Raw genomic sequence first — 22,344 nt, forward strand, 5'->3', positions numbered from 1 at the left:
ATTCTGAATACAAAGCAAGACATCCCTTTAACTATTATTTTTAAGACTTTTTATGTCTTTTTAATTCCTGAAGAACTTCTTCTATATGATAGAATTTTTTGTTACCATATACATACGGAGTGAGTTTTAGAACTCCTTTTTTCTGCCATCTCCAGAGGGTTACATATGAAATAGGAGGATTAAATAGTTTTCTTATTTCATCAAGGCTGTAATAATCTGCATCTGGATTAATGAGTTCTACCTCTGTTTTTATATAGGTTTTCATATTATTAAGAGTTAGATTAGATTTTATTCTTTTCTAAAAAGACCAGAATACTTTTTCTGGAATATAAAATTGTACGCCCATGTTGTGAAGCTACTATATGGTTATCATATAAAAGTTTTCTTAGTTTACCAGTGCTTTTGATTCCTAGTAATTGTTTAGCTTCTGTAGCATTTACCCAATCTGAAGTTTGTTCATTTTTTAGAGTCTTATCCTCTTTTTTTACCCTATGCACAACCTCTTCGATTAGTTTGTAAAAAGCTTTTGTTTCGAATACAATGAATTTTCCTTTCATTATGTTTTTTGATTTTAATGAATACTTTTTTAGAACATTGTACTTTGCAAAGTCAATCTTGTTTGTAGATATCTGTTGTAAATGTTAGATATATAATTATGAAAAACAATAGGGTTAACCGCTAGTAGAGCCCATCTAAATTCAGAGCATGGTTTTTAATGAAGCTTAATGTTTTCTAATGTTCCTTAATGTTTCTATATGCAAGTGATTTTTCAGACTTAAAGTTTTGTTAATTTTTTATTTTTAACAAAATAGCCGTTTTATAAAGTGCTTTTTTGAGGGTTTTTAAGAAGAAAAGTGTTGGTGTTTTTATGTAAAAACGTCAGATGGGGTTGGTTAAAGTGCAATAAAGTGTTTTTTAGACTCCGTTTTATCCTTGATTATGTTTACTTTTATTGTAAAGATTTTCGAAATTCTCTTACTCACGGTTCATTTTTAGGGTTAGAATTTGTTAAAGAATTTTCTATAAGACAGCTTAAGTTTAAATCATTATTCTTTACTTTGAATAGTTTTAGACAAAATATGACTGATTTACCTATATATTTAGATTATGCTTCTACAACCCCAATAGATGAGAGAGTTTTAGACGAAATGCTTCCTTGTTTTGATAACATATATGGCAACGCAGCAAGTACAACTCATAAATATGGAGATCTTGCAAAAAATGCTGTTTTAAAAGCTCAATTAAGGATTGCAAATTTGATAGTAGCTGAAGATGATGAAATTTATTTTACTAGTGGAGCTACAGAATCTATAAATTTAGCTTTGAAAGGCACTTATCAAGCCAATAAAAAAAAAGGGAACCATATAATTACTTTAAAAACCGAACATAAAGCTGTACTAGATACTTGCTCCTATTTAGAAGATATTGGTGCTGATATAACCTATTTAGATGTAAGTAGAGATGGTTTAGTTGACCTAAATGAATTAAAAAGTAATATTAAAAAGACTACAGTTTTAGTTTGTATAATGTATGTGAATAATGAAAGTGGTGTTATACAGAATGTAAGTGATATCGGAAAAATATGTAAGGAAAATAACATACTTTTTTTTAGTGATGCTACACAAGCTTTTGGTAAGCTTCCTATTAATGTTAATGATCAGAATATTGATCTGCTATGTTTTAGTGGTCACAAAATTTATGGACCTAAAGGAGTAGGAGGTCTATATATAAGAGAAGGCCTGAAATTACAAATGCAGATTCATGGTGGAGGACATCAAAATAATATGAGATCAGGGACTTTAAATGTACCAGGAATTGTTGGGCTGGGTAAAGCTTCAGAAATTGCCAAAGAGAATATGAAAGAAGAATATGAGCGTATTAAAGAGTTAAGAGATAAACTCGAGAATACTCTTTTAGAGCAAAACAAGATTTGTATTAATGGATCAAAGGATAGAAGAAGCCCTTATATTTCTAATATTCAATTAATAGATCAAGAAGCAGATGATTTTATTATGAGAAATAGAAACAAAATAGCACTTGCTACAGGGTCTGCTTGTAATTCTGAGATTATTGAATCATCACACGTTTTAAAAGCAATGGGTTTGAGTGAGAATGAATGTAATGAGACTATTCGAATTAGTTATGGCTCAAGAACAACACTTTCTTTTATAGAATATTTATTGAGTATTATCTAAACAAAAATTAATTATTGAATTTTTTTATATAATTAATAGCGTTTTCTAGTGTTTCAAAGTTTACATCAGATGATTCTTTACAGATTAAAAAATATTTCTCAAATAGACTATCTGAAGGAGATTTTTCATCTATAAGAATGATAAGCTTGCCTTTCGCTTTCGCATATCCTATTTCTAATGCAAGTCCATAGCCTGAAGGATTATCTTTAGTCATATAACCTAAAAGAATATCGCATTTATCTACATGAAATAAATCCCAAGCAGTATATTTTTCTGATTCTGTTAATTTATGTTCTTCAGGATTGAATAAAATAAAATCACTACTCAGTTCTTTTGTAACTTTTTTTTGCCAGCCTCCCTTGAAGCCTCCTGCCAAATATATTTTAGGTTTCATTTATTTTGTATTGGAGAGTGGTATCCTCATTGCAATTTGAAAAAATCTTTTCTTTCCTTTTTCTAATAAAGGTATTAAGAATAGAAATATAAAATAGATTATAATAAATTGAGGGGTAGTTTTTATAAAATAAAGACCTTTTAAAGATGTAAATAATTGAATAAAAGCTAGTGATATTATTACTAAAAGAATAGTTGAAATATTATTGAAAACAGATGCGCGAAACATAAAGGTATATACTTTTTGATCCATTGATGGATTTCTAGACATTAAAATATTTCTTATTTCATTAATCTTCATTTTGTCGGTGTCCTTGTATCCTTTTTCTTTTAAGAATAATACAGCATTTTTGAAAGTAGCAGATTCTTTGAACGTTTTTTCCCAATGATTATTTTTGTGTTTTGAAAAGTAACTTTCAAATTTCGGAAGTTTTTTTACTAGAAAATCTAATAACCTATCTTGCTTTAATGCTTTAAAATCAGAAAGACTATATACAACGTAACCAAGTATATAAGAGATTATAACTATTAAGTAATCACTGAATTTTTCCCACTCTATTAAAAAGTTGTCTTCTATTCCAATTGAGGGTAATAAACATAAATTAAAAACAATAATTAACAAAAAACCAGGGATAAGATACCCTATGACATCCCATATAAATTCTTTTATATTTTTTATTACATCACCCATTATATAAAACAACTTGCGCAACCAACCCCTTCAGCTTCGATAATTTCATCTCTCCAACTTTTAGAATTACGTTTTTTACTTAGACGTTGTGTGCGTGTATAATGCTCCTTTTTAATAGCTTTAATACGTTTAGGGTTTGATAACTCTTCTAGGGTTTCTTGTTCCATCCAAGTATATCCTTCTTTTTCATATTCTTTAGCTTTAATGTATAGTTTAGGATGATTTTCTAATAGCCATACCCATTCTATTTTTTGTTGATAAAAGCAGAAAAAACAGCCTGAACGACTACGAGAATAATATCCTGTTTTAAGTTCACCATCGATTTCAACTTGATATGTCTTTTTGTTATAGTAGGCGGGTTTTCCTACACCACTATCATCCAGAACTCTATAAATATCTTCTAAGACTAAGACATCATCATTATCTACTAAAGGGAAATAATCTAATTTTCCGACAGGGTAATCAGTAGTTTTCAAATATTCAAATACTACTTTATTGAAAAGTTTAATGTCAGTATCTAATAAAGTGTTTAATTTTTGTTTTAAACTATATTCTTCTGAAATAGGTTTATTTGCAAAATGAATAGCTTCTTCCTTAATATGTTCAGAAGCTAAATCTTTATAATAACTTGTTAGGTTAGCTATGTTTCGATTGTTTAGTATTTCTCTAATGACATCCTCACTCCAAATATTTCTTCGAAAAGGAAATATAGATTGTACATTTTGTTTTTTTGAAATATACCCTTCACGATCTTCGTCTCCTCTTATTCCCACATAAGAAATAGTAGGCTCGTCCCCTATATATTTTTCAAAAGGTTCTAACTTTAGTTTTTTGGTACACCACCTAGCTGTAGAAGAGGGTAAATACCCTCCATATTCTGCTAGAAAATGATCAAAAGTAGTTTGATGCGGTGTCTCTTCTCCAGGTTTTACAGCTACGATTTCCTTTATTTCAGTTCCTAGGTAGCTATTTAGTTTTTCAACTAATTCATAAGTTTCGTCTAGTTCTTTTCCTGTGTCACAAGTATAGTACTCCACAACAAGTTCAGGATGCCTATCTTTTAGATATAAAGCTAAAGCGGCACTATCTTTACCTCCCGAAATCCCTAAAACGTGTTTTACAGTCATCTTTATTTTTTTTGTAATAAGCGTATTAAAGCAGCTGTCCTTAGCTTTTTGTTGTTTTTCAAAAGCGCTTCTAAATCTTTTTCTAAAGATATTAATTCTTTTTGATCGTCTTGAGAAATGATTACGTTTTCAACCTGTCTTTTTCCATCCATATTTGTTAGTTGAACTTGTATAATATCATCCTCTTTTCGATCTTCCTTTAGTTGATGAATTTCTACAAGATTCTCTAAGTTTTTCAAGATTTGAGAAGTGTTATCTAACAATAAGACTTCTTCTTCATCTTTCATTCTATTAATCCCTTTACCTAAAACAACATCTCCTAATGACTTTAACCAAGAATCTCTATCGTCTAGTTTAGACATTATCCTGTTTACTAATGTTTTCTCTTTTATAAGCAGTAGATGAGGTTTTAGACCTTTAAAACGTTTTTGAATAATAGGTTTATAGGTGCTGAATTCTGATTTTTTAATACCTAAGCTCTTTAACATTTTTTCTTCAAAACGATTGAGTAAGTCATCATAAGAAGTTCTTATTTCATATATGGCTTCATTTAGATGTTTTATGAAGTCTCCAAGAGTTTGCTCACCTTCTTTCTTTAAATTTAATTCTTGATATCCTAATCCCTGAGGTATTTCTATTAATAAAGCAGTTTCAGGATCTTTAGCCTGAGCAATCGCATCTCGCAAGCCTTTAGCAGCAGGCGATAGCCGATTGGTTGTTTTAGCATAGTCAGGAAGTCCTCTATAAAATGCCATAAATCTACTAAAAATAGCTATTAAGGAACTTTCTACTTTTTCATTTTCTTCTTGCAGACCTGTAATCTCTTTATATTTATTTAAAAGATTCAGTTTTACCCCCTCTACTTGATATGTTTTCACATAATAATTAGAAGGCTTTTTGTGTACTAAATCTAAAACTTCACTGGTTAGATAAGGTATATAACCTTCATTTTCATGAAACAAAGCAAAATCTTCATTTTTAATGATTAAAAATATAGGTACCCAAAATTCCGAAAATCCCTTTTTGAGTTTTAATGGTGGTTTGGATAAAGATTCATATAGTAAAGAAATATTCTTCTTTATCGTTTTTGCTTCCTCTAAGAATTGTATGCAATGCTTCCATAGAGGGATGAAACTCTCATCATTTGGTTCGCCTAGTAAATAGTGTCCATTTTCTTCTCTATGAATCCCCGTTTCTTTAATTAGACTAAGATATATGGTTTTTTGAGGAGGAAATTTAGTGTCCTCATATCCTAAGTTACTATCTATGGTATTGTCTAATAAGTCTTTGATAAGATGTTTTCTAGCCGTAAGTATTGGAGTACTTAAATGCTGTCTATTGACCATCTCATTGGTGTATCTAGGTATATCAGGATAAGCTTCGTTTGCAACTTGGGATAAAAATTTATTTAAAACTGCTTTAGAAGTAATCTCTAAAATAGTTTCATTATAAATCCAAGTAGTTTTGGAAGTATTATAAAGATCAGTATCTAGTAGCTTTTCGAGTTTATTGACTTCGTATCTTCTTTCTTCTAACAATAGTTCTTTTGCAGCCTTATCATCAGAATGTTTTTTTATAACGTAATCTAGTTTTTCTATTTCAAACAGAGCCGTTCTTAATGTACTAATATTATTAAGTATTACAAAAATTTGAGGATCACTGTTAGCAGATGCTTTTAGAACTTGATTTTTGGTAATAGATTCATTGGAAATAAGATAAACATAACCATCTATTTCTTCTTTGGGTTGAATGATTTCTAGTTCATTAATGACTTCAAATTTGAAGAATCGAGGCGTTCCTTTTTTGTAATAAATACTCTTAGCAGAAATTACTGGTAAATCAAGAAAATAATGTAATCGTTCCGTAATCTCAAATGACGGGTTAATATTGGCAGAAGCCTCTAAGAGTTCTTGTTCGATATCAATATCTGTTCCATCAATAAAGAAATACTTGTTCTTATGATTAAAAAATTTGATGATGCGTTGCTCAACTAATCTGTCAATAAGAATATCTGGATTCTCAATCTCCAACGCATAGGCAGCATAGGCACTCAAGAATTCTCTATCTAATTTACCGAGAGTTTTAGAAAATAAGTTGACTAAACCAATACATTTAATTATTTTAGAGAGCTCTTCAAAATTATCAGTATTCAGCGCATCTACTTTATCTATTGCTTTAAAAATAGTACGCCATACAGGTTTATGAGGGTTGTTGTCCTTATCGTTAAGCTCACTAGTTAGATTTTTTATTAGATAATCAAATACATCAGCGACGTTAAATATATTTTTATCACTATCATTAAAATTTAATAACCCATCCTGTTTATTTGCAGATAAAAATTTGAATAATGATCTTTCATTTTGACCATATCTTTGTAATGCTTGTGTTAAGATATTTACAGAAAGATAATCTAATGGATATAGCTTTTTTGAAATATCAAAATCTAAGTTAGTCGAATTCGATACAAGTTTACTTTGGTTGATTTTATTAAAAAGTTCTTTAAACTCTTTTGGAGATTTCATTTTAATATTAAAATCTTCAATACGTTTAGAAGCAAGAAATAAGAGCTGTTCTATAGGTTCATCAAATGAAATATCTATTAGACGACCTTTTACTTTTTCCCATTCCTTTTTTTGATTTTTTGATAATCCACTTGCATAAGAACCAAAGTTTTGATGGAGTGTTGTAATTACAATAATACTACTATTGGGATCATTAGCAAGTTCAGTAAGCTGTTGTATGAAATAGAGTTCCTGTTCAGGGTTATTTTTAGATGCGTGTTCTAAAAATTTACCGAACTCATCAACAACTATTAATAAGATTTTCTTTTGTAGAGAAAGTTCAATTCCCTTTTGTTTAACTGTTTCTAAGAGTGCTTTATTAGAACTTGATTTTTTAAGATTAAAGGTTGTTTTTAACGTTTCTGAGAAAGAAGACGATTCTCCTATAAGCTTGAGGAATTCGAATTTTTTAACACCATTAAATTGTCCGTTTAAAGGGGCAAAATAAGCGGTGTCATTCGTTAAATTCTTCTCTAGTGCCCAAAGAAAACTGGACTTACCAGTGCCATAAGAACCAATAATACTAAATGAGTGATATCCTGATTGATAGGCATTAATAATTCTATCAAATACATCTAAAGCATTAGGAGTCGTAATATAATGGATATCATTTACGACATCCCTTTCTATGTTAGTTGATGTTGTAAACCTGAGCATTATAATAGTTTTCTAGTATGTTTAATTTATTTTGTTCTCCCTTTATTTGTAATTGTTTTCTTCCTCCATCTTCTTTATAGACCGCAAACTTATATCTATCACAAATTTCAGCAATTTTTAATTCTAGCCCTTCTGCATTACAAGCAAAAATATCGCCTATTTTTTCTTGTATAGCATCAAAAGGAATAGATACTTCGCCTTTAAAAGTATCTAAAATAGCATATAAGAATATCTCCACAGGAATCTCTTCTCTTTCAGTGACTTTTAATTGATATAATCCCTCAGAGGAGCCATTATCAATTTTATCAATTAAGTTTAAATCAATAAAAATAGAAGAAAGATCATCTTCTAAATCTTTACCTCCTCGTTTGTCTAAAAAATAAGTGCGTAAAAAAACTTTGATGTCAGTTTTTAAACTGTTCTCACTAGTATTAGAACCACTTCTTAGCCTTTCTTCTTTTTGAAGATATTTTAGTAATTGCTGAGAAGTAAATTGTGAGTTGATTTTTTGCTTTCTGAAGTCTTTAAAAACTAAAGGGTAAATAGAGGCTATCTCTGTTTTTAATAATTGATAATGAAGTAGCCATAACGTACCTTCATATTCTAAAAAAGGATCTAGTCCATTAACATCATTAAATATAAATTGTGCAAAACTAGTAGTTTCATCTTGTTCATTTTTGATATGAAAAGCTTTTAACCAGAAATCTATTGAGGCAACCATATTTTTTCCAACCCCAAGTTTTACAACAGCATCTTGGTCAGAAATAGTATTATTTTGGATAGTGAAATCAAATCCCTTTTTCAGCCAAAAATGCCTGCAATGAAATGTCTCGTGTCCTGTAAATCTAAGTTTTTTCATTGAAATTTAAATTCTCCTTGTATTAATTTTTTATTTCTCAAATACTCCAGTTTTTCTTTGCAGCAGAGTAATATGGCTTCAGGGTTATCTTCATCCAATAATGGGAAAACAATTTTATCCGTTAAAAATCGTTTTTCTAACTCTTCAATGGGAACATCAAAAAAAGTGGCGAAATTATCTAATAGTGCTCTTTTAGGCAATCTTTCTCCTCGTTCGTATTTGCCCATTGTAGATTGATCTACATCTACGACCGCGGATACTTTGCGTATTGGGAGATGCTGTTCTTCACGTAGTTTTCGTAAGTATTCACCTAATGTTTCCATTAGAATTTGAGATTTTTTTATTTAAGACATTATTTGTCTTTACAAATATAAGGGTATTATTGTTTTGTATTAATAAAATGTCTAAATACTAATTAACACATTATTAATCTTGCCTAAATTCATTTTGTGTTTTACTAATATGTAAAGGGCATACTGAGCCAATAGCATAACCCAATTCTATAAAAAAATCAATGTATCCAATTGAATCATTTGTTGACATCCAAGTAACTGTATCTGATTGATGAGCAATACTATTTCTTATGTCCATAAAACTATCCAATCGTTTTTGACTTTCTGACATTGTTTTATTAGGCTCAATTCCGCCAAAGTAGCTTCTTAAATTTGCTTGTGCAGATATGTCTGTCCAAATATTTTTATAATTTATTTTTTTAAACAATTCTGTAATAACTTTAGTTCGCATATTCATATCAGTAGATGATAAACATTGATAATTTATTCTATCTAGTTTATTTTCATGAATATTACTGTATAAAATTTTTATAAAAGTATCACGAGCACCATCGCCATGATTATATTTTCTAGGATTAGCTATTACTTTAGATGTGTCATTTATTAGTGAGTTTTGAAATTCTTTATTTAGATCCTTGAAAGTTAAATGGGCTTTTGCGACATTGGTAGACGTTTCTTCAAAAATAGTTCTTATATAATTTTCAAATCTACCTGCTATATACAGCATAAGAATACCTGGAATAAAAGTAACACCTGATCTATTCTCTTTAAAAACCTCTTTAACCTTATTAGCTTTTTTTAAATAACTATCACTTTCTTCATTAACTTCTATATTTGGTTCTTTAGCGAAATCTTCTAAAATATTTAATAAAGAAATAGTTTTTTTTATTTCATTTAGATCTTCTTTGTATTTATCGAATATATGTTGCATTAGATATTCAAATTTGTAGTTAGTATTTCTTTTGCTTTATTTACACGATATTTAATATTTTCTATAGAATTACCTCTTGTAATTATTTCCTCATATTCCTTTTCATTAGATAAAACAATTCTTAAGTTTTCTAAAATTACTTCCTTAGGTTGAAGATTATTTAGATCTATATAAGAAAAAGCAACCAACATACTGTCATAAAGGTTTCTGGCTTTTCTAGGTGTATTTAAAATAGGGTTGATTATTGCTTCTTTCCCTACTCTATTGACTAAACCTTCAACAGAATCAATAAATAATTTTTTTAATGATTCTAATTCATTTGCATCTATTATATGTTGCTTACTTTTCATAGTTTTATCTAAAAGAGAGCTCATGGAACCTTCTGTAATAATCCCTTCTTGAACTTCTCTAATTGCAAAAAACCGCAACACTAATTCACAATCTGTCATTGTTTTATATAGAGTGTTATTTTTTAATTTTTTTATAGTGATTGTATCGTCATCATCTGTCGGAATCGGTATATCCCAAATAAATTTAAAGTGCTTATTGCTAGATAACTCCATAATTAAATCATTAAACCTACTTGCATAAATTGCATTTCTTAATTCTTGTCCATTTAATTTTTCTCCACCAGTATTTAATCTATTAAAAAGTATCATTCTTAAATCGTACTTGTCAAAAGCTTTGGATTCTACTAATAAAATAGTAGCACTTATAGTCCTTCTAAACAAAGATCTTTTAGTTTCATCATTAAGATCTGAGAATTTTTTACCAATAAGACTTTTCAGATGCTGCAACCCTTTAAGCTTAAATTCATTTTTAACAAATGAATTTATTGCTTCAAGTCTTTGCCTTCCATCAATGACTTCATATTCGTAATATTCCTTTTCGTATAAAAAAATAGGAGGAACAGGTATATTCATTAGAAAGGATTCTATTAACATTGATTGCTTATTCTTGCTCCATCGAGATCTTCTTTGATAATCAGGTCCTAAATCAATATTCTTGTCAATAGAAGTAATTAAATAATCAAGATTGTAATCTTGATTAGATTTAATCACTCTTAAAGCCTCTAAGTCCGTAGAGTTACCTTGCTCTTCGGTATTAGATTCTAAGTCTTGTGCCTGCCATTCTTGTAAATCATCTTTTGTAATTTCTTGATCGGTCATCTGTTATATTTTTTTAGATATTTTTTTTCATAAAAATAGGTATTTCCCTTTTTAATAAATTTTAATTTCCCCGAAACCCGTAAATGCATTAAATCACAAGAAGAAACTTTAAGTTCTTTTATAGTTTCTTTACTACTTAAGTATTTAGTTTTATCTATTTCCATAATTTGCTATTCGCCTAAGCTTTCAATCAAATCTTTATCTCCAAAATTAATAATAAATTCTGTGTAATAACTGTCAAAGATATCCTGTAAATATTCAGAAATATCTTTAGTTTCAGTAGTACCGTTTTCGTCTTCTTTTACGATTTCAAACTTTCTATTTTTTGTAATTGTATACAGGAACAGCGTATGAAAATAAACAGTAGATATGTATTTAGTTTCTTTTGCTTTTTTTTGTTCCTCGTTAATATTTTTTGATTTCGCTTTAAAGCGAGTAAGAACGTTGCTATCCATGTTAATAAAGATTTTCTCTAACTGATCTCCATTGGCTAAAGGATACATTACCATTTTAGCATCCATTTCATTAGACAAAAGACCACTTACTTCATCCCAAGAAGCAAATCCTTCTATTTTGTTTTCATAGACTAGTTTATATTCTGGTAAACCAGGGTTTTCAAAATCTTCTTCTTTTTTAGGGAGTTTTTCTTTTTTCTGTTGAGGTTCTGCAATACGTACTAATAAAATTTCATCAAAAGAAGGACCACTGCCGTTAAGTGAAACTTTTATTTCTATTTCATCGCCAACAGTAAGATCTTCTTTCCCTTCAGTATTAAAGTCAATTCTAATAGTGCCATTACGTGGACTGCTTTTCTGGATATTAAAAACTTCACTAATCTCTGTTGTAGATCCTTTTTGATCACCATTTTCTGCTTGGTTATTAGAGTAAGAAACAAGTGCAATTTCTAATTCACCAGGATCATCGGTTCTGTGGAAATAATTATCTTCTACATCAGTTGCAAACTGTATTTGCCGTTCTCCATTTAAGGGAAGGCTTATAGCACTTTTATTTCCTTTTCCTTTAAGATTAAAAAAACTAGGAAAACGCTGAGGAGAAAAAGAGACTTCTTGAGTATTCTTTTTACTACCTTTCTGTTTGTCGTTGTTGTTTTTTGAAGTTTCTGTTTTAAAATCCAATTTAAATGTTTGACTCAATAAACGCATTAAATCGGGAGCCATTCCGATATCTTTCGTAAAGGTTTTTAATAATTCATTAGTGCTGCCTGATTCAAATGAAATGGAGTTTCTGCGCTCCTGATTCAATTCGTATAATGCACTCCCTTTCTTTTTTAATTGCTTAGCAATAAAGTCACGCAGACTTTTAGTTTCTTGACCACCTTTTAAGCGATCTCTTGAGGCCATAAATAACTCTTTTCTAAAATCGTAATCTAAATGCGTGCAGTCTACGTGAATCAGTAGATAGTTTTTTAGTAAATTGAATTGTAAAGATTTTGTAATAAACTCTGTAGTATAATGCCCATGAACTTGTCCGTTCATGGAAAATAAAACGGACATATTATTTTTGAAATATCGATCTCTAATTATTTTTTTTGATTCAGCAATACTGTAGTCTTTTATTTTATTTTTAAATACATATCCCGTTACAATAAGTTTAGTTCCTGAAAAGAGATCATCTGTATACTCTTCCACAAAAGTCTTTTGTAAATAATCTTTCTCCTCCTTTTCTAATCGTCTTTTTAAACCAAAAAGATCTGTTTCTAAAACCTTGTTATTTGGATATCTCTCTTTGGTATCTTTTGTTAACACGGGCAAAGCAGGTTCAAATAAATATTCAGTAAGGTGCTGATTTAATTCCTGAGCAAATCCATATCTTTTGCCAAATTGATAAGAGTATAACTTGATAATAGTACCAGAAGTAAATGTTTTATTGTGTAGTTTTAAATCAAGAGATTCTATATTAAATGAAGGTATCTTGTCATCGATTACTAAATATTCATACCATGTATTTTTGATAGTAAGCTTATCTTCTTTAGTCAAGGGATGTTGTCTGACTAAAGTGAAACCAAAATCGCCTATTTTGTTATAGCGTTTAGAAGCAATTAATTGATAACCGTTTTTTCCACAAAATACAATAGCTCCACTACCACCCATATTATATTTGCCTTGTACAAACGGAATTTTGTTTTTGTTCCCTTTCATAAGAGATAGAAATGTCTCTTCAAACATTTCAGGAGGTTGTCCTTCACCATTATCATAAATGATCACAGCAGTATCATCAGTAGGACCATCTGCAATGATCTGTATTTCTTCTGCTTGTTTTCGTCTATTAGATTGAATGTCCCAATTATTTTTAGGGTAAAATAATGCAACAGCTTCATCCATTGATTTTGGGGCTTCCTTTGATTCAGGATTAATTCCTGCTTCATAACATTTTTTCATAAGCGTGGCATCAATAGAATTGGTTACTTTTTCGATAAGTGCTGCAACTGGTGAAGATTGTTGATTTTCTATAATACCATAATTACTTTCAATTCCTCCTAAATGTTTCCAATTATTATTTTTAAAAACAGAAGGTTTATTATTTATAATTTCTAAAACGGCAGTTTCTGTCTTTGCGGAGAAAAGTTCCAAAAAAAGTTCTTTCATAAAATTTAATCTATTAAATCTTTATAAACATAGAAACTTATCCTGTAATGCTGTTACGGAAAACCATAAGGCTTATTTGCTTAGGAGAAGTATTAGTGTAAATTATGATTTTTTGATCAATTATAATAAAGAGGAGCACATGTTTTATAAAAAAAATACTTCATGAATCGTAGCACTTTTTTGTTCTTGATCCCTTTTAATGCTAAAATAACATTTGTGCTTGATCTATAAAATATCAAACGATTGGTCTTGACCTCCATTAAAAAGTATGACCTATGTATGACCCCAAACAAAAAAGCCGACTCGTTAAAGTCGGCTTTTCCTTTGCTGTGCGGGCGGGGAGACTCGAACTCCCACACCTCGCGGCACTAGATCCTAAGTCTAGCGTGTCTACCAATTCCACCACGCCCGCATTACAATCTTTTACAATACTTAGGACTTTTTGTAAAAGTGAGTGCAAATATACACAATATGTGTAAAAAGCAAAGAACTTAAATTATTTTTTTTAAATAATATTAAAAGTAATTAGCGGTTAACCTTGTCAGCCCTTTATTTTAAGCTAAAAATGAAAGGGCTAATAGGTGTTTTTTACTTTATAATTCAGATTTCAATTGTTGGACTAATTTTCTAGACGTTTCAGTATGCATTCTCTCTAAGGCTTCAATCATTTTAAGTTTAGTTTCCTTATTATATACAGGAGGTTTGTTTTCCTCTTCAAAATTATATCCCGCTTTGGTAAATAGGCTATCCGACCAAGTATTTCGAATACAATCTATAACCAAATGTATACGATCGGTCAAACCATTGTTCTCTACTCGGTGAGGAAGATTAAAATTTCCATACCAACATTCGCCTGCAGCCATTGATACCAATGTATTATTAATATAAAAAAGAACATTTGGGTTTGTTGTAATAGGAATATGTATTCTAAAAAAACCATCTTCATACCCTAAATTAAGATCGGTATGTTCTTTTATTTGACTATTCGGAGAAAGATTTAATAAACGAATAGATTCTTTTTTACACTCAAATAAAGAAATTATTTCTTTAAAGTAAGAACAGTTATCCAGTAATGTTGTGTTTTTATAGCTATTAGTATAAGCAGAATGTGCGTATATTTGATCTGTTTCTCCTGTAAGAGATCTAAGCGCTATAGATTTCCATTCTCCCGAATAATTTTTGGTATTATAATGAGGTATAAATAGTTTTGATTTGCATACTTGCAAATCTTCCAAAAGTTGTGTTTGAGAAAATAAAAAAGGTATTTTTAGAAATATATTTTCCATAAAAGGATACATTGGTTATACTACCAAATTACTTCATTTTTATTACTTTTAGGCGAAAATAAATTCTGATTCATGCAAAACATACAATCTTACGTTCAAGAACATAAAGATCGATTTATAAATGAGCTAATAGAACTGCTTAAAATCCCATCTGTTAGCGCTGACACAGCTTATAAAGATGATGTCATTAAAACAGCAGAAGAGATTAGAAAAAGCCTTGTGAGTGCAGGGTGTAGTGCTGTAGAAATCTGTGAGACTCCTGGATATCCAATTGTATATGGAGAAAAAATTATAGACAAAAATTTACCAACAGTATTAGTATATGGGCATTACGACGTGCAACCAGCAGATCCAATAGAGTTATGGGATAGCCCTCCTTTTGAGCCAATAATTAAAAATACAGATATTCATCCTGATGGTGCTATTTTTGCAAGAGGAGCTTGCGATGATAAAGGACAGATGTATATGCATGTTAAGGCATTGGAGATTATGACACAAACCAATCAATTGCCTTGTAATATAAAGTTCATGATCGAAGGAGAAGAAGAGGTAGGTAGTAAGAGTTTAAGCTGGTTTGTAGAGCGTAATCAAGAAAAACTATCTAATGATGTGATCTTAATTAGCGATACAGGTATGATTGCTAAAGACGTTCCTTCTATTACTACAGGATTAAGAGGATTAAGTTATGTTGAAGTAGAAGTCACAGGACCTAATAGAGATTTGCATAGTGGTTTGTATGGAGGAGCCGTTGCGAATCCTATTAATATATTAACAAAAATGATTGCATCTTTACATGATGATAACAACCATATAACCGTTCCTGGCTTTTATGACAAGGTAGAGAATCTCTCAGAAGAAGAACGAGCGGAAATGGCAAAAGCACCTTTTTCTTTGGAATCTTATAAAAAAGCTTTAGATATTAAAGCAGTATATGGAGAAGAAGGATACACAACTAACGAACGTAATTCTATTCGTCCAACACTAGATGTTAACGGAATTTGGGGAGGATATACAGGAGAAGGAGCTAAGACTGTTATTGCTAGTAAAGCGTATGCTAAAATTTCTATGCGATTAGTTCCTAATCAGGATTGGGTAGAGATAACAGAACTATTTAAAAAACATTTTGAAAGTATAGCTCCAGATGCAGTAACTGTAAAAGTTACACCACATCATGGAGGACAAGGTTATGTTACTCCAATAGATAATATTGGATATAAAGCTGCCAGCAAAGCATATCAAGATACATTTGGTAAAACTCCTATTCCACAACGTAGTGGAGGTAGTATTCCTATTGTTTCTTTGTTTGAAAAAGAATTAAAAAGTAAAACTATTTTAATGGGATTTGGTTTAGATAGTGATGCCATACATTCCCCTAACGAACATTTTGGGGTTTGGAATTACTTAAAAGGAATAGAAACAATTCCTCTTTTTTATAAATATTTTACAGAATTAAATAAATAATAAGATATAATAATTTAAAAAAAACATCCTTTATTGGGATGTTTTTTTTATGCCATTTTTTAATGAAGATAGAACCTATTTCTCTTCTTTTTATAAAATGATTAGTGGTTATTTCTTCTTTTTTTTACAGTACAAAACAAAAAACGATAGAAGATAGATAATATAGTACCGTGTTTGGTTATTATAGTATAGTCTTAAGAAGGTCAATAGTTTTATTTTTATCTCAACTAAAACACAAATTTAGATAATTATGAAAACTAGAAACTTTTTTTTAGCAATTTTGTTGTGTGGTTATTTCACAACTCTTTTTGGGCAACAGCCTGTAGATGCTAAAAAATGCCAAACCCAAAATGCCAATGAACATAATTTTTTGGCAAACCCCAAGGCAAGAACTGAAAATGAAAACTTTAATAAGTTTACTAAAAGCTTTGTTCAGAGTAAATCATTTTCTCAAAAAGCAGCAGAAACCTATACAATACCAGTCGTTGTACATGTATATGGTACGGTACAGAATGGTAAAACAGTAAATTACGACAAGATACAAGGAGCACTAGATGCTCTTAACAAAGATTTTAATGGGCTTAATGATGATTTTAATACGATTGATCCAGTTTTTGATGGGCGTAAATCTACATTGAGCATAAAGTTTGCTTTGGCAAAAATTGATCCTAATGGAGGTAGTACCAACGGAGTAATTATACACCCCGTAGCATCTGGTATGGGTAATTATAACAGTCCTGTTGTAGCAGCAGACGGTTGGGATAATTATAAATACATGAATGTTTATATTACAGCAGATCTTTATGGAGATGGTGCTTCTACTAATTCGGGAGTAGCATGGTATCCAGATACTACAATGTCTAATGAAAACATAGCAAGAGTAGTATATAATGGGCAATATTTACATGGTAATACCAGTAAAGAATTTGCATCTGTTTTTACACACGAATTTGGTCATTGGCTTAATTTGATACATACTTTTGAAGGAGGTTGTAATGACCCAAATGGAGATTATGTCAATGATACACCAAAAGAAGATACGAACTCTGGAGACGATGGATGTGTTGTTGGAGCTAGTGATTGTGGAAATTTGATTAATTATGAAAATTACATGGGGTATGACGCGGCTGCAGGTTGTGCAAAAATGTATACACAAGGTCAGGTAAGCAGAATGTTAGCAGCACTACAGCATCCGTCAAGAAAACCATTATGGCAGCCAGCTAACCTAATCGCTACTGGGGTGAACTTAAATGGAGCGACTCTTGTAGTAGCCAATAACACAGTAGAAGAATCTTTAGCCAATAATGGTACATTAGTAGACGATTACTACGATATTGATATTCAAAACGGAACATTTTCTTTAAGCTCAGGAACTCTTACACAAGGAACGCACTTTACTTCTAGCCTTCCTCAAGGATTTTCACCAACAATAACAGTAATTAATAATACAAAGTTGAGAGTAAGATTTAACGGGACAGCTACTAATCACACAACTGCAAATAATGCAGCAGGAACGATTACACTAAAAAACGCTATTGTTTCTGGAGGAACAAATGCCTTAAATTCAGACAAAGTTTCCTTTAATTTTTCTTTTTATAACCCTTATGAAGTAGTGTATGTAAACAATAATGATTACACAGCAAATGCTACTACACCTTGGACCTCTTTTAGAATAACAGGAGCAGATAGTAATTCTTTCGGAACCTTTTTTGAAAATAATGCTTTAAAATTAGAAACGTATCAGAAAGCATTAGTTTGCTCATCAGGAACAAGAAATCCTTTACCAATTACAGAAAACACATTAATATCTGCACAAAGTAGTTGGGTTAATGGAGGTGCGTACCCAGATTTACATGTTATTAGAGATGCGAGTTATACTGTTTGGGATGGAAAAACTGCTTATATAGGATTTCAATTAGAAATATATTCAGGAAAAACCAATTACGGATGGTTTAGAGTTCAAGTAAATGCAAATGGAACCTCTTATACTTTATTAGATTATGCATATAGCACAGAGCCTTTTGGAGCGATTAAAGCAGGAAGTAAAGTATGGAATGGTGGAAATAACCCTACCTGTAATGATGGTATACAAAATGGAGATGAAACAGGTATAGACTGTGGAGGATCTTGTACACCATGTAATACTGGTATTACTTATTGTGGAGCAAATGCAAATAGTTCATCCGATGAATATATAAGTAGAGTTCAGTTGGGAACAATAGATAAAACATCAGTAGCTGGTACAGGAGGATATAGTGATTTTACATCAGAATCTACAAATCTTTCTAAAGGAGTTACAAATACTATAACAATAACTCCAACTTGGGTATCAACAGCATATTCAGAAGGGTATAGTGTATGGATTGATTATAATCAGGATGGCGATTTTGTAGATGCAGGAGAACAAGTATGGAGTAAATCTGCATCAAAAGATCCTTCGGTAAGTGGTAATTTTACAATTCCTTCTCAAGCTAAAAACGGAAATACAAGAATGAGAGTGGCAATGCAATATAATGCAATACCATCATCATCATGTGGATCTTTTAGTTACGGAGAAGTTGAAGATTATACAGTTTCTATAGGAGATGGAGGAGGATCCAACCCTACCTGTACAGATGGTGTTCAAAATGGAAATGAGACAGGCGTAGATTGCGGTGGTTCCTGTACTCCTTGTATAAATGATGGGACTGTAGTATATGTAAATATGGAAGATATAACGGCTAGCTCATCAAAAACATGGAATTTTTTCAGAATAGAAGCAGGAGATGATAATGGATTTGGAGCTTGGTATACCAATAACTCTTTAAGATTAGTTACATATAATAAAAATGTAGTATGTGAAGGTACTACTAGCAATGTAACCTTTATCCCAGAAGGTGTAGAGGTTGGTGCATCCAGTAATTTTGTTGCAAACGCTAATAGCTATGTAGTTAGTTCCACTTCATATACAAACTGGAATGGAAAATCTGGTTATATAGGATTTACTTTTAAAATTAATGGAAACACACATTATGGGTGGTTTTATGCAACTATAGCCAATAATGGATTATCCTATATAATATTAGACTATGCTTATAATACCACCCCAAATCAAGGTCTTTTAACTAAAAGAAATGGTGCTGTAAGAAAAGAAGGTTCAAAAAACCTAATTACGGTATATCCTAATTCATTTACAGAAATGATTAATGTGGATCTAACAAAATTAGGAGATGAGAAATTTACAATGAGCGTGTATGATATGCTAGGAAGACTTATTTCTTATAAAGAATATGACATAAACCCAGGAGTAGTATCTTTTGGAGAAAAAATAACAAATAAAGGGAGTTATTTTATGAAAATAAAATCAAGCACAACTTCAGAAATTCACACTATAATAAAAAAATAAGTTTGTAGTAGTATTTGTTTTTATCCAAACTACCTGAAATTAAAATAAAGGTTAAGCTCTTTATTCTAACTTTTTCAGGTAGTTTTTTTGGTTATATGAAATTTTACTCTACATTTGTAGAATAATCTCTAATAATGTAGAACAATGCGATTGTCAAAAGCAGAAGAACAAGTAATGCAGTATCTCTGGAAATTAGATAAAGCCTTTATGAAAGATATATTAGATGCTTTTCCTGATCCTAAACCAGCAACGACTACTGTGGCTACGTTATTAAAAAGAATGACAGATAAAGGGTTTGTTGATTATAAATTATATGGAAAATCTAGAGAATATTATCCACTAGTTAAAAAGACAGATTACTTTTCTAAACATGTAAATGGATTAATAAAGAATTTTTTTAATGATTCTGCATCTCAATTTGCTTCATTTTTCACATCAGAAACTAATTTATCCACTACAGAATTAGAAGAGCTTAAAAAAATAGTAGATCAACAAATTCAAAAGCAAAAAAAATGATAGTTTATTATGTCCTAAAATCATCTATGTGTATAGCCTTGTTATGGGGGTTCTATACATTATTTTTAGAACAAGAAAACATGCATCATTTTAAAAGATTTTATCTAATTTTTAGCTTAGTATTTGCATATACAATACCGTTACTTACTTTTACCTATACAACAAATGTAGTGGATCTTCAAGAAAACCTGCAACAACCAGTTACTTATGTAATACAAGCAAAAGAGATACCATCACAAGAATCTTCTATAAATTATCTTTCAACAATTTTATGGATTATTTATGGCATAGGAGCTTTAATTTTTGCAATTCGGTTTATAAAAAACATCCTTAATTTGATAGAGAAGGTAAGGGTAAACGAAAATTTAAAAGAACCTTCGCATACCAACGTACTTCTTGAAAATCCAGTCATACCATATACTTTTTTAAAGTATATATTTGTTTCTAAAAAAGAATTTCAGGCTCAAGCAATTCCAAAAGAAGTTTTCTTACATGAAAAAACCCACGTGCAACAAAAGCATACATTAGATATCTTATTTGTCGAAGTTCTACAAGTTGTTTTTTGGTGTAATCCAATGTGGTTTTGGATAAAAAAATCAATTAGATTAAATCATGAATTTCTTGCAGATCAAACAGTACTAAAGCAACAATTCTCAATTCATCAATATATAAACTTACTTGTTAATTATCCAAACAGTACTAATCATACTGTGTTAACAAGTGCTATTAATTATTCATTAACCAAAAAACGAATCGTTATGATGTCAAAACAATTTTCTAAAACAAGAGTAGCAGCAAGATTACTACTACTTTTACCAATTTTGTTTATCTGTATGTTACTTTTTAATAATAAAATTGTAGCACAACAAAAAAACATAAACTACACAAAAACTGTTTCTTCTACTGATCCTGATAAGAAAATTAAAATACGTATTAAAGAAGAAAAAATCACAGTGAATGGAACAGCTACAAATCTTCAAGGTTTTGCAACTACGGTAGACGAGTTAACAAAGCAGTGGAAAGATAATGAGTTAACCGAATTTCAATTCGATGTACAGATTATGAATTCAGAAGATAACTTTGTTCAACAACTTAATCAAGTATATAGAAATACAAGATTATATAAAGTAAATCCAGATGGTCATGATCTAATTCCGCCTCCGCCCTCGTTACCATATCCTTCTGCTCCAAAAGCTAAAAAAGAGAAAAAAAGTATATTACCATTACTATCACCAAAGGTAAAAAAAGAAGAACAAAGTGATATACCAATGCTATCAACACCTCCAAAACCCCCATCTAATCTATCACAAAGTGAAATAGACGAAATAGAAAATGAAATAGAACAAGCAATTATTGAGGCAGAACAAGCTAGGGTAGAGACAGAAATAGATGAAGCTACTATAGAAAAAACAGCTATGGAAGCGATAGCAGAAGCACAAATGGAAGCAGCAGAAATAAGAGCTATGGCAAGGATAGAAGTTCAGAAAGCTAGAAAAATAGCTATAGAGGCAGCTCAAAAAGCTAGGGAAGAAGGAATGAGAAGAGCAGAAAAATCAAGAGAAATGGCAAGAGTTTATGCAGGAAAAGCCAGAAAACATGCAGAAAAAGTACGTGAAAAAGCGATGAAAAAAGCTAGAAAAGCCCGGGATGAGGTAAGGAAAGAGGTTGAAAAAGCTAGAAAAGAAGCGCGTAAAGTTATAGAGGAAGCTAGAAAAGAAGCCGAAAAATCAAGAAATAGTAAATAATCATCTGTTTTAATCTACATTGAGGAGTTTAATTCTCCGAGGCTTGCCTCGAAAACAAAATATATTTTCAGAAGCATACCTCGTGAGCAAGTTTCGAGGTTGTTGGCTCATAACAAAAAACCTCGTGCAAACGAGGTTTTTTTGCAACATTTACTTATAAATCAGCGTTATATGTTTATTCATCATCAAAAAACCCTTAGATTATGTTAAAACATTTTTTTATTTTATGTTCAGGAGCAGATGCAGACATATTAGCCAATAGCTCTGTTGGCGAACAAAACAAGTATGCAGGTATAGGAGCTACTGTTTTCTTTACTGGAATATCTAGTTTTGTTAGGACGATTTTAAATAGCCCATAATGTTAAATATATTTGAATTATGGTAAAGCGAAAACATAGTAACGATTTTAAACTTATGATTGTAGAGTTATTACAATCAGGTCAAAGCGTACAGCAAGTGAGTTCAGAAT

General features: G+C 30.6%; 17 protein-coding genes, 1 tRNA gene and 1 pseudogene. 6 read left to right on the plus strand and 13 right to left on the minus strand.

The window, feature by feature from the left end; translation table 11 throughout:
* Positions 1-40: 40 nt before the first annotated feature.
* Together H527_RS22500 and H527_RS0117305 are read right to left on the minus strand one after the other, a co-directional pair.
* Entirely contained in the window at positions 41-265 is a 225-nt protein-coding gene (locus H527_RS22500; RefSeq protein ID WP_035088711.1) for a hypothetical protein, read from the minus strand.
* 16 nt (positions 266-281) lie between these two features.
* The gene (locus H527_RS0117305; protein WP_035088714.1) at positions 282-557 is read right to left on the minus strand and encodes a helix-turn-helix domain-containing protein; all 276 of its coding nucleotides are present in this window, start codon (positions 555-557) and stop codon (positions 282-284) included.
* A gap of 522 nt (positions 558-1,079) precedes the next feature.
* Here H527_RS0117305 and H527_RS0117310 point away from each other — a divergent pair.
* A complete protein-coding gene (locus H527_RS0117310) occupies positions 1,080-2,195 on the plus strand; it encodes a cysteine desulfurase family protein (protein WP_027413858.1) in 1,116 nt (371 codons plus the stop codon).
* 7 nt (positions 2,196-2,202) lie between these two features.
* Here the strand turns inward: H527_RS0117310 and H527_RS0117315 are convergent, their stop codons facing one another.
* The 11 genes from H527_RS0117315 to H527_RS0117370 form a co-directional block, all read right to left on the minus strand.
* Entirely contained in the window at positions 2,203-2,589 is a 387-nt protein-coding gene (locus tag H527_RS0117315) for a nucleoside 2-deoxyribosyltransferase domain-containing protein (RefSeq protein ID WP_027413859.1), read from the minus strand.
* Complete coding sequence (locus H527_RS0117320) at positions 2,590-3,279, minus strand: hypothetical protein (RefSeq protein ID WP_027413860.1); 690 nt, start codon at positions 3,277-3,279, stop codon at positions 2,590-2,592.
* The gene (locus H527_RS0117325; RefSeq protein WP_027413861.1) at positions 3,279-4,406 is read right to left on the minus strand and encodes a phosphoadenosine phosphosulfate reductase family protein; all 1,128 of its coding nucleotides are present in this window, start codon (positions 4,404-4,406) and stop codon (positions 3,279-3,281) included. The genes H527_RS0117320 and H527_RS0117325 overlap by 1 nt, the downstream gene beginning before the upstream one ends.
* Before the next feature lie 2 nt (positions 4,407-4,408).
* Complete coding sequence (locus H527_RS0117330) at positions 4,409-7,624, minus strand: hypothetical protein (protein ID WP_027413862.1); 3,216 nt, start codon at positions 7,622-7,624, stop codon at positions 4,409-4,411.
* A complete protein-coding gene (locus tag H527_RS0117335) occupies positions 7,599-8,483 on the minus strand; it encodes a DUF4007 family protein (protein ID WP_027413863.1) in 885 nt (294 codons plus the stop codon). Before H527_RS0117335 ends, H527_RS0117330 begins: the two co-directional genes overlap by 26 nt.
* Positions 8,480-8,806 carry a helix-turn-helix domain-containing protein gene (locus H527_RS0117340; RefSeq protein WP_035088718.1) on the minus strand — a complete coding sequence of 109 codons (327 nt, stop codon included), beginning with the start codon at positions 8,804-8,806 and terminating at the stop codon, positions 8,480-8,482. The genes H527_RS0117335 and H527_RS0117340 overlap by 4 nt, the downstream gene beginning before the upstream one ends.
* 103 nt (positions 8,807-8,909) lie before the next feature.
* Positions 8,910-9,707 (minus strand): HEPN domain-containing protein, encoded by a 798-nt coding sequence (locus tag H527_RS0117345; RefSeq protein WP_027413865.1) that lies wholly within the window; start codon positions 9,705-9,707, stop codon positions 8,910-8,912.
* Positions 9,707-10,876, minus strand: a complete 1,170-nt coding sequence (locus H527_RS0117350; RefSeq protein WP_051316852.1) for a DUF262 domain-containing protein — start codon at positions 10,874-10,876, stop codon at positions 9,707-9,709. The genes H527_RS0117345 and H527_RS0117350 overlap by 1 nt, the downstream gene beginning before the upstream one ends.
* Positions 10,877-11,046: 170 nt before the next feature.
* The gene (locus H527_RS0117360; RefSeq protein ID WP_027413867.1) at positions 11,047-13,482 is read right to left on the minus strand and encodes a hypothetical protein; all 2,436 of its coding nucleotides are present in this window, start codon (positions 13,480-13,482) and stop codon (positions 11,047-11,049) included.
* Positions 13,483-13,812: 330 nt separating this feature from the next.
* Positions 13,813-13,894: transfer RNA gene (locus tag H527_RS0117365), tRNA-Leu, on the minus strand.
* A gap of 181 nt (positions 13,895-14,075) precedes the next feature.
* The gene (locus H527_RS0117370) at positions 14,076-14,768 is read right to left on the minus strand and encodes an aspartyl/asparaginyl beta-hydroxylase domain-containing protein (RefSeq protein ID WP_027413868.1); all 693 of its coding nucleotides are present in this window, start codon (positions 14,766-14,768) and stop codon (positions 14,076-14,078) included.
* Positions 14,769-14,840: 72 nt separating this feature from the next.
* On the opposite strand from H527_RS0117370, the gene H527_RS0117375 reads away from it, so the two are divergent.
* From H527_RS0117375 to H527_RS24080, 5 genes and pseudogenes are all read left to right on the plus strand, one after another.
* The gene (locus tag H527_RS0117375; RefSeq protein ID WP_027413869.1) at positions 14,841-16,229 is read left to right on the plus strand and encodes a dipeptidase; all 1,389 of its coding nucleotides are present in this window, start codon (positions 14,841-14,843) and stop codon (positions 16,227-16,229) included.
* A 250-nt stretch (positions 16,230-16,479) separates the two neighbouring features.
* Positions 16,480-19,614: a M43 family zinc metalloprotease gene (locus tag H527_RS23265; RefSeq protein ID WP_051316853.1), complete on the plus strand. Its 3,135-nt coding sequence runs from the start codon at positions 16,480-16,482 to the stop codon at positions 19,612-19,614.
* A gap of 144 nt (positions 19,615-19,758) precedes the next feature.
* A complete protein-coding gene (locus tag H527_RS0117385; RefSeq protein WP_027413870.1) occupies positions 19,759-20,130 on the plus strand; it encodes a BlaI/MecI/CopY family transcriptional regulator in 372 nt (123 codons plus the stop codon).
* A complete protein-coding gene (locus H527_RS0117390; protein WP_081414636.1) occupies positions 20,127-21,875 on the plus strand; it encodes a M56 family metallopeptidase in 1,749 nt (582 codons plus the stop codon). The genes H527_RS0117385 and H527_RS0117390 overlap by 4 nt, the downstream gene beginning before the upstream one ends.
* Before the next feature lie 203 nt (positions 21,876-22,078).
* Positions 22,079-22,210: pseudogene (locus tag H527_RS24080) on the plus strand (DUF4407 domain-containing protein); the annotation flags it as partial.
* Positions 22,211-22,344: the final 134 nt, after the last annotated feature.

The sequence above is a fragment of the Aquimarina muelleri DSM 19832 genome, assembly GCF_000430665.1.
Taxonomy (GTDB): Bacteria; Bacteroidota; Bacteroidia; order Flavobacteriales; family Flavobacteriaceae; genus Aquimarina; species Aquimarina muelleri.

Bases quoted from the DNA above. Each gene is read 5' to 3' on its own strand.
- H527_RS0117315 (WP_027413859.1), bottom strand. From the start codon at position 2,589: ATGAAACCTAAAATATATTTGGCAGGAGGCTTCAAGGGAGGCTGGCAA.
- H527_RS0117340 (WP_035088718.1), bottom strand. From the start codon at position 8,806: ATGGAAACATTAGGTGAATACTTACGAAAACTACGTGAAGAACAGCAT.
- H527_RS0117320 (WP_027413860.1), bottom strand. From the start codon at position 3,279: ATGGGTGATGTAATAAAAAATATAAAAGAATTTATATGGGATGTCATA.
- H527_RS0117370 (WP_027413868.1), bottom strand. From the start codon at position 14,768: ATGGAAAATATATTTCTAAAAATACCTTTTTTATTTTCTCAAACACAA.
- H527_RS22500 (WP_035088711.1), bottom strand. From the start codon at position 265: ATGAAAACCTATATAAAAACAGAGGTAGAACTCATTAATCCAGATGCA.
- H527_RS0117330 (WP_027413862.1), bottom strand. From the start codon at position 7,624: ATGCTCAGGTTTACAACATCAACTAACATAGAAAGGGATGTCGTAAAT.
- H527_RS23265 (WP_051316853.1), top strand. From the start codon at position 16,480: ATGAAAACTAGAAACTTTTTTTTAGCAATTTTGTTGTGTGGTTATTTC.
- H527_RS0117305 (WP_035088714.1), bottom strand. From the start codon at position 557: ATGAAAGGAAAATTCATTGTATTCGAAACAAAAGCTTTTTACAAACTA.
- H527_RS0117310 (WP_027413858.1), top strand. From the start codon at position 1,080: ATGACTGATTTACCTATATATTTAGATTATGCTTCTACAACCCCAATA.
- H527_RS0117375 (WP_027413869.1), top strand. From the start codon at position 14,841: ATGCAAAACATACAATCTTACGTTCAAGAACATAAAGATCGATTTATA.
- H527_RS0117335 (WP_027413863.1), bottom strand. From the start codon at position 8,483: ATGAAAAAACTTAGATTTACAGGACACGAGACATTTCATTGCAGGCAT.
- H527_RS0117385 (WP_027413870.1), top strand. From the start codon at position 19,759: ATGCGATTGTCAAAAGCAGAAGAACAAGTAATGCAGTATCTCTGGAAA.
- H527_RS0117360 (WP_027413867.1), bottom strand. From the start codon at position 13,482: ATGAAAGAACTTTTTTTGGAACTTTTCTCCGCAAAGACAGAAACTGCC.
- H527_RS0117325 (WP_027413861.1), bottom strand. From the start codon at position 4,406: ATGACTGTAAAACACGTTTTAGGGATTTCGGGAGGTAAAGATAGTGCC.
- H527_RS0117345 (WP_027413865.1), bottom strand. From the start codon at position 9,707: ATGCAACATATATTCGATAAATACAAAGAAGATCTAAATGAAATAAAA.
- H527_RS0117390 (WP_081414636.1), top strand. From the start codon at position 20,127: ATGATAGTTTATTATGTCCTAAAATCATCTATGTGTATAGCCTTGTTA.
- H527_RS0117350 (WP_051316852.1), bottom strand. From the start codon at position 10,876: ATGACCGATCAAGAAATTACAAAAGATGATTTACAAGAATGGCAGGCA.